The organism is Enterobacter sp. MGH119, assembly GCF_001037675.1.
Classification (GTDB): domain Bacteria; phylum Pseudomonadota; class Gammaproteobacteria; order Enterobacterales; family Enterobacteriaceae; genus Enterobacter; species Enterobacter hormaechei_C.
In genome coordinates this window covers 441,861-454,456 of sequence record NZ_KQ089930.1, presented here as the reverse complement: position 1 = coordinate 454,456, position 12,596 = coordinate 441,861, and the positions used below count along the sequence as shown (strand labels likewise).

The 12,596-nt window shown below is 57.3% G+C and carries 9 protein-coding genes; 5 read left to right on the top strand and 4 right to left on the bottom strand.

The genetic code is table 11. From position 1 onward, the window contains the following. Positions 1-112 precede the first annotated feature (112 nt). From parC to SK53_RS13525, 4 genes are all read left to right on the top strand, one after another. The gene (gene parC / locus SK53_RS13540) at positions 113-2,371 is read left to right on the top strand and encodes a DNA topoisomerase IV subunit A (protein WP_003862499.1); all 2,259 of its coding nucleotides are present in this window, start codon (positions 113-115) and stop codon (positions 2,369-2,371) included. Positions 2,372-2,533: 162 nt separating this feature from the next. Beyond that, positions 2,534-3,271 carry a 1-acylglycerol-3-phosphate O-acyltransferase gene (gene plsC / locus SK53_RS13535; RefSeq protein ID WP_047654209.1) on the top strand — a complete coding sequence of 246 codons (738 nt, stop codon included), beginning with the start codon at positions 2,534-2,536 and terminating at the stop codon, positions 3,269-3,271. Positions 3,272-3,332: 61 nt separating this feature from the next. After that, positions 3,333-4,745, top strand: a complete 1,413-nt coding sequence (gene ftsP / locus SK53_RS13530) for a cell division protein FtsP (RefSeq protein WP_048209610.1) — start codon at positions 3,333-3,335, stop codon at positions 4,743-4,745. Positions 4,746-4,875: 130 nt separating this feature from the next. Next, the gene (locus SK53_RS13525) at positions 4,876-7,050 is read left to right on the top strand and encodes a YgiQ family radical SAM protein (RefSeq protein ID WP_023323746.1); all 2,175 of its coding nucleotides are present in this window, start codon (positions 4,876-4,878) and stop codon (positions 7,048-7,050) included. A gap of 86 nt (positions 7,051-7,136) precedes the next feature. On the opposite strand, the gene dkgA is transcribed toward SK53_RS13525, so the two are convergent. Further along, on the bottom strand, positions 7,137-7,964 hold the full coding sequence (dkgA, locus tag SK53_RS13520) for a 2,5-didehydrogluconate reductase DkgA (protein WP_023314848.1): 828 nt from the start codon (positions 7,962-7,964) through the stop codon (positions 7,137-7,139). A gap of 105 nt (positions 7,965-8,069) precedes the next feature. Further along, positions 8,070-9,233, bottom strand: coding sequence for an alcohol dehydrogenase (gene yqhD, locus SK53_RS13515; RefSeq protein WP_023323745.1), 1,164 nt, complete (start codon positions 9,231-9,233; stop codon positions 8,070-8,072). A gap of 195 nt (positions 9,234-9,428) precedes the next feature. Between yqhD and SK53_RS13510 the strand changes: the two genes are divergently transcribed. Beyond that, positions 9,429-10,328, top strand: coding sequence for an AraC family transcriptional regulator (locus tag SK53_RS13510; RefSeq protein WP_032660319.1), 900 nt, complete (start codon positions 9,429-9,431; stop codon positions 10,326-10,328). A gap of 43 nt (positions 10,329-10,371) precedes the next feature. Here SK53_RS13510 and yghB read toward each other — a convergent pair whose 3' ends face one another. Beyond that, entirely contained in the window at positions 10,372-11,031 is a 660-nt protein-coding gene (gene yghB / locus SK53_RS13505; protein WP_048209608.1) for a DedA family general envelope maintenance protein YghB, read from the bottom strand. Between the two features lie 142 nt (positions 11,032-11,173). Beyond that, the gene (gene metC / locus SK53_RS13500) at positions 11,174-12,361 is read right to left on the bottom strand and encodes a cystathionine beta-lyase (RefSeq protein ID WP_048209606.1); all 1,188 of its coding nucleotides are present in this window, start codon (positions 12,359-12,361) and stop codon (positions 11,174-11,176) included. Positions 12,362-12,596: the final 235 nt, after the last annotated feature.

Here is a 12,596-nt window from a genome sequence, read left to right as displayed (position 1 = left end):
AAGGGCCGCATGAGCGGCCCTTTTTCTTTGTGACTCAACTCGCCAGATGAGGTAGTATCTGCGGCAATATTGCCTGAAACCCATCGGTTTCTGAGTTGAGGAATCACACGTAATGAGCGATATGGCAGAGCGCCTCGCGCTACATGAATTCACGGAAAATGCCTACCTGAACTACTCCATGTACGTCATCATGGACAGGGCGTTGCCGTTTATCGGGGATGGCCTGAAGCCCGTTCAGCGCCGCATCGTCTATGCGATGTCCGAACTGGGGCTGAATGCTACCGCCAAGTTTAAGAAATCCGCCCGTACCGTCGGCGACGTGCTGGGTAAATACCATCCGCACGGCGACAGCGCCTGCTATGAAGCGATGGTGCTGATGGCCCAGCCGTTCTCTTATCGCTATCCGTTAGTGGATGGCCAGGGGAACTGGGGGGCGCCGGACGATCCGAAATCCTTCGCGGCAATGCGTTATACCGAATCTCGCCTGTCTAAATATGCCGAAGTGCTGTTGGGCGAGCTGGGGCAGGGCACGGTCGACTGGGTGCCAAACTTCGACGGTACGATGCAGGAGCCGAAAATGCTGCCTGCGCGTCTGCCGAACATTCTGCTGAACGGCACGACCGGTATCGCCGTGGGCATGGCGACGGACATTCCGCCGCACAACCTGCGTGAAGTGGCAAAAGCGGCCATCACCCTGATTGAGCAGCCAAAAACCTCGCTGGACGATCTGCTGGATATCGTGCAGGGGCCGGACTATCCGACCGAAGCCGAGATCATCACCTCGCGTGCGGAAATCCGCAAAATCTACCAGAACGGTCGCGGCTCCGTGCGCATGCGCGCGGTGTGGAATAAAGAGGATGGTGCCGTGGTGATCACCGCGCTGCCGCATCAGGTGTCGGGTGCCAAAGTGCTGGAACAGATCGCCTCCCAGATGCGCAATAAAAAGCTGCCGATGGTGGACGACCTGCGCGACGAATCGGACCACGAAAACCCGACCCGTCTGGTGATTGTGCCGCGTTCTAACCGCGTGGACATGGAGCAGGTGATGAACCACCTGTTCGCCACTACCGATCTGGAAAAAAGCTACCGCATCAACCTGAACATGATTGGTCTGGACGGTCGTCCGGCGGTGAAAAACCTGCTGGAGATCCTCACCGAATGGCTGGCCTTCCGCCGCGATACGGTGCGCCGCCGTCTGAACCATCGCCTGGAAAAAGTGCTTAAGCGCCTGCATATCCTCGAAGGTTTGCTGGTGGCGTTCCTCAACATTGACGAAGTGATCGAGATCATTCGTACCGAGGACGAACCTAAGCCTGCCCTGATGTCGCGCTTTGGCATCAGCGAAACCCAGGCCGAAGCGATCCTCGAACTGAAATTGCGCCATCTCGCCAGACTGGAAGAGATGAAGATCCGAGGCGAGCAGAACGAGCTGGAAAAAGAGCGCGATCAGCTTCAGGCGATTCTGGCGTCCGAGCGCAAGATGAACACCCTGCTGAAGAAAGAGTTGCAGGCCGATGCCGACGCCTTTGGCGACGACCGACGTTCTCCGCTGCACGAGCGCGAAGAGGCGAAGGCGATGAACGAGCACGACATGCTGCCGTCCGAGCCGGTGACCATCGTGCTTTCCCAGAGCGGTTGGGTGCGTAGCGCCAAAGGCCACGATATCGACGCGCCGGGTCTGAGCTACAAATCCGGTGACAGCTTCAAGGCGGCGGTGAAGGGCAAGAGTAACCAGCCGGTGGCGTTCATCGACTCCACGGGCCGCAGCTACGCCATCGACCCGATCACGCTGCCGTCTGCGCGCGGCCAGGGCGAACCGCTCACCGGTAAGCTGACGCTGCCGCCGGGTGCCACGGTTGAGCATATGCTGATGGAAGCCGACGATCAAAAACTGCTGATGGCGTCTGATGCGGGCTACGGCTTTATCTGTACCTTCAACGATCTGGTGTCGCGTAACCGTGCCGGTAAAGCGCTGATTAGCCTGCCGGATAACGCACACGTCATGCCGCCGCTGATCATCGAGAACGAAAGCGACATGCTGCTGGCGATCACCGCTGCCGGACGTATGCTGATGTTCCCGGTCAGCGATTTGCCAGAGCTGTCGAAAGGCAAGGGCAACAAGATCATCAGTATCCCGTCAGCGGAAGCGGCAAAAGGCGAAGATAGCCTCGCGCATCTTTTCCTGCTGCCGCCGCAGAGCACGCTGACCATTCATGTCGGCAAGCGTAAAATCAAACTGCGTCCGGAAGAGTTGCAGAAGGTGGTGGGTGAGCGCGGACGTCGCGGCTCACTGATGCGCGGCCTCCAGCGAATCGACCGCGTGGAGATTGACTCGCCGGCGCGCAGCAAAGCGGACGACAGCGAAGAGTAACCTGTTTCATCCCCCTCTTTCCGGAGGGGGAATTACCATAAAATTTCCCGTAAAAACGTTGTTAATTCGTGCGTTGCGATTAACAATACGCGCTCGTAATAAAGTCCTTACCTGGCCACAGGTGAAGTATAATTGTCAGCTGTCAGGGCTTCAGAGGTCGCTATGCTATACATTATTCGTCTCATTCTTACCGTTATTTATTGCATTCTGGTCTGTATTTTCGGATCGATTTATTGCCTGTTCAGCCCGCGTAACCCAAAGCATGTCGCGACGTTTGGCCACATGTTTGGTCGTCTTGCGCCGCTGTTTGGCCTGAAGGTTGAAAAGCGTCTGCCTGAAGGGGCGGAGAATTTCGGTAACGCCATCTATATCGCTAACCATCAGAACAACTACGATATGGTGACGGCCTCAAATATTGTTCTTCCGCCGACCGTAACCGTGGGCAAAAAAAGCCTGCTGTGGATCCCCTTTTTCGGCCAGCTGTACTGGCTCACCGGTAACTTGCTGATTGACCGCAACAACCGCGCCAAAGCGCATGGCACTATTGCGGAAGTGGTGGATCAGTTTAAAAAGCGCCGGATTTCCATCTGGATGTTCCCGGAAGGGACGCGCAGCCGTGGTCGCGGCCTGCTGCCGTTCAAGACCGGCGCGTTTCATGCTGCAATTGCGGCTGGCGTTCCAATTATTCCCGTGTGTGTTTCCAATACATCGAATAAGATTAATCTTAACCGTCTGAATAACGGACTGGTCATTGTCGAAATGCTGCCGCCGGTAGATACCTCTAAATACGGTAAAGACCAGGTGCGCGAGCTGGCCACGCACTGCCGCGAGCTGATGGCTCAGCATATTGCGCAGCTCGATAAAGAAGTTGCAGAGCGAGAAGCCGCCGGTAAGATTTAACCCGGTGTCGTGTAAGGGAAAACGAATTCCCGCGTTGTTAGTCGTTTCAGATGGAGCTTATATGTCACTCAGTCGGCGTCAGTTTATTCAGGCTTCGGGTATCGCCCTTTGTGCGGGTGCGATACCGCGGACAGCCAGCGCCGCCGGGCAGCAACAGCCGCTGCCTATTCCGCCGTTGATTGAATCCCGTCGCGGGCAGCCGCTATTCCTCACGCTTCAGCGTAGCCACTGGTTCTTTACCCAGGGAACGCGCGCGCAGGTATGGGGCATTAACGGACGCTACCTCGGGCCGACCATTCGCGTGTGGAATGGCGATGACGTTAAGCTCATCTACAGTAACCGTACGACGGAAAATGTCGCGATGACCGTCAGTGGTTTGCAGGTGCCGGGGCCGCTGATTGGCGGCGCGGCACGCATGATGTCGCCGAATGCCGACTGGGCGCCCGTCCTCCCGATTCGTCAGAGCGCGGCGACATTGTGGTATCACGCCAATACCCCGAACCGCACCGCCCAGCAGGTCTACAACGGCCTGGCCGGAATGTGGCTGATTGAAGATGAGGTCAGTAAAACGCTGCCGATCCCGAATCACTACGGCGTCGATGATTTCCCGATCATTATTCAGGATAAGCGACTGGATAACTTTGGTACCCCGGAGTACAGCGAGCCGGGCAGCGGTGGCTTTGTGGGCGATACGCTGCTGGTTAACGGCGCGCAAAGCCCGTATGTCGAAGTGTCTCGTGGCTGGGTGCGCCTGCGTCTGCTGAATGCCTCTAACTCGCGCCGCTACCAGTTGCAGATGAGCGACGGCCGCGCGCTGCACGTGATTTCAGGCGATCAGGGGTTATTACCTGCGCCGGTGTCGGTGAAGCAGCTGGCGCTGGCGCCAGGCGAACGTCGTGAAATCCTCGTGGATATGACCAACGGGGATGAAGTGTCCGTGACCTGCGGCGAAGCGGCAAGCATTGTTGACCGTATTCGCGGCTTCTTTGAACCGTCGAGCGTGCTGGTCTCCACGCTGGTGCTGACGCTGCGCCCGACCGGCCTGTTGCCGCTGGTGACCGACAGCCTGCCGATGCGCCTGCTGCCGCAGGAAATTGTGACCGGCCCGGCAGTACGCAGTCGCGATATCAGCCTTGGCGACGATCCGGGCATCAACGGCGCGCTGTGGGACGTAAACCGTATTGATATCACCGCCCAGCAGGGAACCTGGGAGCGCTGGACCGTCCGCTCGGAGATGCCGCAGTCGTTCCATATTGAAGGGGTGTCATTCCTGATCCGCAACGTCAACGGGGCGATGCCGTTCCCGGAAGACAGGGGCTGGAAAGATACCGTCTGGGTGGATGGCCAGGTCGAACTGCTCGTCTACTACGGCCAGCCTTCCTGGCCGCACTTCCCGTTCCTGTTCCACAGCCAGACCCTGGAGATGATGGACAGGGGATCGGTAGGGCAGATGCTGGTGAATCCGGCACCGTAAAACACTTTCTCCCTCTCCCTGTGGGAGAGGGTTGGGGTGAGGGCAACAGCCCGCACAATACCCCTTCATTTCCCCCGGTAAACCAGCGTATAATCCCGCTCCTTTTGTCTATTTTTTCTTCGGAAGCATTATGAGCGCTATTTCCCTGATCCAGCCGGATCGCGACCTCTTCTCCTGGCCCCAGTACTGGGCAGCCTGCTTTGGACCGGCGCCTTTCCTGCCGATGTCCCGTGAAGAGATGGACCAGCTGGGCTGGGACAGCTGCGATATTATTCTGGTGACGGGCGATGCGTATGTCGATCACCCGAGCTTTGGCATGGCGATCTGCGGCCGTATGCTTGAAGCCCAGGGCTTCCGCGTGGGGATCATCTCCCAACCTGACTGGAACAGCAAAGACGACTTTATGCGTCTGGGCAAGCCTAACCTGTTCTTCGGCGTGACCGCGGGCAACATGGACTCGATGATCAACCGCTATACCGCCGACCGTAAGCTGCGCCATGACGACGCTTATACGGCTGACAACGTGGCGGGTAAACGTCCCGACCGCGCAACCCTCGTCTACACCCAGCGATGCAAAGAAGCATGGAAAGACGTGCCGGTGATCCTGGGCGGCATCGAAGCGAGCCTGCGCCGTACCGCACACTATGACTACTGGTCCGACACCGTGCGCCGTTCGGTGCTGGTGGATTCGAAAGCCGACATGCTGATCTTCGGTAACGGTGAGCGTCCGCTGGTAGAGGTGGCACACCGTCTGGCGCAGGGCGAAGCGGTCAGCGAGATCCGCGACGTGCGCAACACCGCGATCATGGTGAAAGAGGCGCTGCCGGGCTGGAGCGGGGTGGATTCCCGCATTATCGATATGCCGGGCAAAATCGATCCTATCCCGCATCCGTACGGTGACGATCTGCCGTGCGCGGATAACAAACCGGTTGAGCCGAAGAAAGCGGAAGCAAAAGCCGTGGTGGTGCAGCCGCCGCGTCCGAAGCCGTGGGAAAAAACCTATGTGCTGCTGCCGTCCTACGAAAAAGTAAAAAGCGATAAAGTACTCTACGCCCACGCGTCGCGCATCTTACACCATGAAACCAACCCCGGCTGCGCGCGAGCGCTGATGCAAAAGCACGGCGAGCGCTATATCTGGGTTAACCCGCCGGCGATCCCGCTCTCTACCGAAGAGATGGACAGCGTGTTTGCTCTGCCGTACAAGCGTGTACCGCATCCGTCATATGGCAGCAGCCGCATTCCGGCGTACGAGATGATTCGTTTCTCGATCAACATCATGCGCGGCTGCTTCGGCGGGTGCTCCTTCTGTTCGATCACCGAACACGAAGGCCGTATTATTCAGAGCCGTTCCGAAGAGTCGATTGTTAACGAGATCGAAGCCATTCGCGACACGGTGCCGGGCTTTACCGGTGTGATCTCCGATCTGGGTGGTCCAACGGCCAACATGTACATGCTGCGCTGTAAATCGCCGCGCGCCGAGCAGACCTGCCGTCGTCTCTCCTGCGTCTATCCGAGCATTTGCGAGCATATGGACACCAACCACGAGCCGACGATCAACCTTTACCGTCGCGCCCGTGACCTGAAAGGCATCAAGAAGATCCTGATCGCCTCTGGCGTGCGTTACGACATCGCTGTGGAAGATCCGCGCTACATTAAAGAGCTGGCGACGCACCACGTGGGCGGGTATCTGAAGATCGCCCCGGAGCACACCGAAGAAGGCCCGCTGTCCAAAATGATGAAGCCGGGCATGGGCAGCTACGACCGCTTTAAACAGCTCTTCGACACCTACTCAAAACAGGCGGGGAAAGAGCAGTATCTGATCCCATACTTCATCTCCGCACACCCCGGCACCCGTGATGAAGACATGGTGAATCTGGCGCTGTGGCTGAAGCAGCGTCGATTCCGTCTGGATCAGGTGCAGAACTTCTACCCGTCGCCGCTCGCCAACTCGACGACCATGTATTACACCGGCAAAAACCCGCTGAGTAAGATTGGTTATAAGAGCGAAGACGTGGTGGTGCCGAAAGGGGATAAACAGCGCCGTCTGCATAAAGCGCTGCTGCGCTATCACGATCCGAAAAACTGGCCGCTGATCCGTCAGGCGCTGGAAGAGATGGGGAAAAAGCACCTGATCGGCTCGCGTCGTGATTGCCTGGTGCCTGCGCCAACGCTGGAAGAGATGCGCGAAGCGCGCCGCCAGAACCGCAACACGCGCCCGGCGCTGACCAAACATACCCCGATTGCGCATCAGCGTTCGAATGGTGTTGCGGGAACGAAGAAGAACGTAAAACGTAAGACCGGTTAAACCTGTAACAATACCCGGTGGCGCTGCGCTTACCGGGTCTACAGGTCTAACCCTCTCCCCTCCGGGGAGAGGGCAGGGTGAGGGGATTACCCGCCAAACTGATCCGGGTCCGGCCCAAGCCGCTTGCCCTGATCCAGCTTCGCAATTTCACCCAGCTCGTCTTTATCCAGGCGGAAATCCCAGACGTCGAAGTTCTCGGCGATACGCGATGGCGTGACCGATTTCGGGATCACCACCAGACCGCTATCCAGATGCCAGCGAATGACGATCTGCGCCGGGGTTTTACCGTACTTATCCGCCAGTTCACGGATGATTTGCTGGTCAAACACCCCTTCGCCGCCCTGGGCCAGCGGGCTCCAGGATTCAGTCTGGATCTTGTGCGTGGCGTTCCATGAATGAAGCTGGCGCTGCTGCATCAGCGGGTGCAGCTCAATCTGGTTAATCACCGGCGCGACGCCCGTTTCATCAATCAGGCGTTGCAGATGATGAACCTGGAAATTACAGACGCCGATGCTTTTTATCAGCCCCTCTTTTTGCAGTTCAATCATCCCTTTCCAGGCATCAACGTAATGGTCGATAGCCGGTACCGGCCAGTGCATGAGATAAAGATCGACGAAATCGAGCTGGAGTTTCTCCAGACTCTCCTGCAACGCTTCGCGGGGACGCTTTTGATCGTCGTTCCACAGCTTGGTAGTGATGAAAAGCTCATCCCGGGGAACGCCGGCGCTGGCAAGCGCTTTTCCCACGCCGTCCTCGTTTTTATAGGCGGCGGCGGTATCGATGGACCGATAGCCGACTTCCAGGGCTTTATGAATGGCGGAGACGACCTCGTCGTTACCGGCTTTCCATACACCTAGCCCCAGCTGGGGCATCACGTTGCCGTCCTGTAGCTTGATTACGGTTTGGTTTGCCATTTTTCCTCCTTCAGGTGCTCATCGCCGGAGGGAACCTCCGACGATGTGATGTGCATTAAGTCTGGACGAAATGTCAAAAAACGAAAGTCAGGATCCTAAAAACGCTTAGCGTGCCGCTTCGTAAATACGACGGCTGACGTCAAGGGTGATGTCGCCATGCTCGCCGATCTGCGTCATACCGTGTGCTTCCAGTTTCGCCAGCAGGGCAGGGATGGAGCTGCCGTCCAGGCCGTAGCCAGAGAGACGCGTTGGCACGCCCAGGCTTTCAAAGAAGTGACGGGTGGCTTCAATCGCGGCATCGATACGCGCATCGTCGGAACCGTCGGTGATGTTCCACACGCGTTCGGCGTACTGGAGCAGTTTGGCGCGTTTAGCGTCACGTTTTTCGTTCCACAGCGCAGGCAGAACCACCGCCAGCGTCTGGGCGTGATCCAGGCCGTGCATCGCCGTCAGCTCGTGGCCGAGCATGTGGGTAGCCCAGTCTTGCGGCACGCCTGCGCCGATCAGGCCGTTCAGCGCCTGGGTGGCTGCCCACATCACGTTGGCACGCACGTCGTAGTTTTCAGGCTCTTTCAGCGCTTTCGGACCTTCTTCAATCAGCGTCAGCAGAATGCCTTCCGCGAAACGATCCTGAATTTTGGCGTTTACCGGGTAAGTAACGTACTGCTCAACGGTGTGAACAAAGGCGTCGACCACGCCGTTCGCCACCTGACGCGCAGGCAGGGTATAGGTGTAAACCGGATCGAGGATCGCGAACACGGGCTGAACGTGTTCGTTCATAAAGGCCTGCTTGTCACCGGTGGTTTTACGGGAGATGACCGCGCCTTTGTTGGACTCTGATCCGGTGGCCGGCAGCGTCAGCACGGAGCCCATCGGGATCGCACTGCTGATGTCGCTGCCGCCCGTTTCCAGAATATGCCACGGGTCGATGCCGTCAGCGTAATGGGCCGCCGCCGCGATGAATTTGGTGCCGTCCAGCACGGAACCGCCGCCCACCGCCAGCAGGAAGGTGATCTGCTCGTCGCGGGCGATTTTTACCGCGTTCATCAGCGTTTCATAAGACGGGTTAGGCTCGATACCGCCGAACTCGCGCACGTCCAGACCTTCCAGAGCGCTGTACACCTGATCCAGTACGCCGGTTTTTTTCACGCTGCCGCCGCCGTAGGTAATCAGGACGCGGGCGTCCGTCGGGATTTGCGCGCGCAGGTCAGCGATAGCGTTTTTACCAAACAGAATGCGGGTTGGGGTATGAAGATTAAAGTTGTTCATGGCTTGTTCCCTGTAGTGGGTAAAAAATCGTGGTGGCGCAGAAGGCAACCTGATGCTGCTCATTGTGGCGGGCAGGCGCTATCCTCTCAATGCACATTCCTGCCGATGTCTTGCCCATTTCTACAGCGCGCTGGAGAAACGGTAAGAAAATGCGCACACTGTCAGCGTCGGAAACCGTACCCGGAGTAACTGAAAATGAACCGTGATGCCATCTGCCGCCAGCTAACGTCGCAGATTAAAAGACTGATAGATAACGGAAATGATTCGGCTGAGCTGTTGCCGGATATTCGATTGCTGTACGGTACCCAGCCCGGGACGCGCACCCCGGTGATGTATCAGCCCGGCATCGTGTTTCTCTTTTCTGGCCATAAGATTGGCTATATCAATGAGCGCGTGTTCCGTTACGACACCAATGAATATCTGCTTCTGACAGTACCTTTACCCTTCGAATGTGAAACTTTCGCGACAGAGGAGGTACCGCTGGCCGGGATCCGCGTCAACGTCGACATCCTCCAGTTGCAGGAGCTGCTGATGGATATTGGGGAGGACGAACTTTTCCGGCCGTCGATGGCGGCAAGCGGTATCAACTCCGCGACCCTATCGGAGGAAATTCTCTGCGCGATTGAACGCCTGTTAGACGTGATGGAAAGGCCGCTGGATGCGCGTATTCTCGGAAAGCAGATTATCCGCGAAATTCTTTACCATGTGCTGCTGGGACCGGGCGGCGGGGCGCTGCTGGCGCTGGTAAGCCGGCAAACGCACTTCAGCCTGATTAGCCGCGTGCTCAAGCGCATCGAGAGCCAGTACACGGAAAACCTCAGCGTTGACCAGCTGGCGGCGGAAGCCAACATGAGCGTCTCGGCGTTTCACCATAACTTTAAATCCGTCACCAGCACGTCGCCGTTGCAGTACCTCAAAACCTACCGTCTACATAAGGCGCGGATGCTGATGATCCACGATGGCATGAAGGCCAGCGCCGCGGCGATGCGGGTTGGGTATGAAAGCGCGTCGCAGTTTAGTCGGGAGTTTAAGCGCTACTTCGGCGTCACGCCGGGGGAAGATGCGTCGCGCATCAGAACGATGCAGGGCGCTTAGGCTTTTGATTCTCTCCCCGCGGGAAGAGAATCAGGATGGGGTATCAGGCGCTGCAATACTTCTTCTTAATCACCACCGCGATTGTGCCGACCAGGCCCGCAACCAGCAGGAATATCGGCAGCAACATCAGGAACGTCATCACCTGGTCTTCATGGCGCTTAACAAACGGGATCATGTTCAGCGCGTAGCCGAGCGTGGTGACCACGCCCACCCAGAGCAGGGCGCTCAGCCAGTTGAAGAACTGGAAGCGGCGGTTGGACAGACCCGATATGCCCGCCATGGTAGGCAACAGGGTGCGAACAAACGCCAGAAAACGCCCGGCGAGCAGCGCCAGCAGGCCGTGGCGGTCAAACATGCAGGTGGCGCGCTGGTGATATTTATGCGGCAGCTGCGCCAGCCAGCCTTTCACCACGCGGGTGTTTCCAAGCCAGCGCCCTTGCAGGTAGCTCAGCCAACAGCCGAGACTGGCCGCAGAGGTGAGGATCACCATTGTCGGTGCGAAGTCCATCACGCCCTTGCCGATCAACGCCCCTGCGAGCAGGAGCAGGCTGTCACCGGGTAAAAATGAGGCTGGCAGTAGTCCATTTTCCAGAAACAGCGTCGCGAACATCACGAAATAGACAATCCCGACGACATGCGGGTCCGCCAGCGCGGCAAAATCGTGTTGCCAGAGCGCCGTGATGATATTTTGAATAACAGCCATGGACTTTCCTGTGGAACAGCAGATATAACGCTATTGTACTCCCAATTTTGCCTGTCGGGGTTGATCGCAGGCGCATCTCATACAGACTTTTCTGCTTGCGGTGTTCAGAATTGCGTCCGGGGAGTACATTTCAGTCAGCACTTTACACGATGCGCTCAAATCCTGCCGATAAATCCGCAATTAAATCGTCCACATTTTCCAGCCCGATATGCAGGCGGATTAAGGTCCCTTCGAAGTCCACCTCGCCGCCCGGGCGCAGGGCCGCAATCTGCTCCGGCTGGTTAGGCAGGATCAGCGATTCAAACCCACCCCATGAATAGGCCATGCTGAAGAGTGTAAAGTTATCCAGATAGCTTGCCAGTTCGGCGTCATTCAGGCGCTTGTTAAGTACAAATGAGAACAACCCGCTGCTGCCCGTAAAGTCACGTTGCCAGTATTCATGCCCTTTGCTGCCCGGCAGCGCCGGATGGTTAACGCGCTCCACCTGCGGATGCAGCGCCAGCCACTGTGCAATTTGCAGGCTGCTTTCGTGATGCTGACGCAGACGCACGCCGAGCGTACGGATGCCCCGGCTGGTCATGTAGGCGGTATCGGCATCCACCATCTGGCCCATCAGGTAGGCGTTTTCACGCAATTGATCCCAGCAGCGGGCGTTAGACACCGCCGTACCGATCATGCCGTCGGAATGGCCAATCAGGTATTTGGTCGCCGCCTGAATCGAGATATCGATGTCAAATTTCAGGGCTTTAAACAGCACACCTGCCGCCCAGGTGTTGTCGATCATGATGATCGCTTCCGGCGCTATGCTGCGCACCGCCTTCACGATGGCCGGGACGTCATGCACTTCCATGGTGATGGAGCCGGGAGATTCCAGGAACACAACGCGCGTGTTGGGCTGAATAAGCCCGGCAATACCGGCCCCAATCAGCGGATCGAACCAGCTGGTGGTGACGCCGAGCTTGCTGAGTATTTTGGTGCAGAAGTCCTGGCTTGGCTCGTAAGCGGTATTGGTCATCAGGACGTGGTCACCCTGTTCCACAAACGCCAGAATGGTATTGGCGACCGCCGCCGCGCCGCACGGGAACAGCGCGCAGCCCGCGCCGCCCTCCAGTTCGCACATGGCTTCCTGCAACGAGAAATGGGTTAACGTGCCACGACGACCGTAAAACAGCCCGCCCTTCGCGCGATTACGCGTAGCGATTTTTTTATCTTCAACGGTATCAAACACCAGCGAGGAGGCGCGCTGGATCACGCTGTTGACCGAGCCCTGAGTGTATTTCTTACTGCGTCCTGCCTGCACCAGCGTGGTCTCAAGCTGCTTTTTAGTCATGTTCGCTAACCCTATTTTTATACGTCTGGACGTCCAGACTACCACGATTGTCAGAATGTGCATCCGGATGCTTATCGAATAAGCAGAAAATATTATCAAAAATTCGCATAAGAAATTTTTACTGCGTAAGCGCAAGGAAAGTGAGCGAAAATTACGGCACTATGTAAATACTAATGAGAACTACTATCAATTCGACGACGTTTTGATATTATTACGTTCAGATTTTGTGATTTGC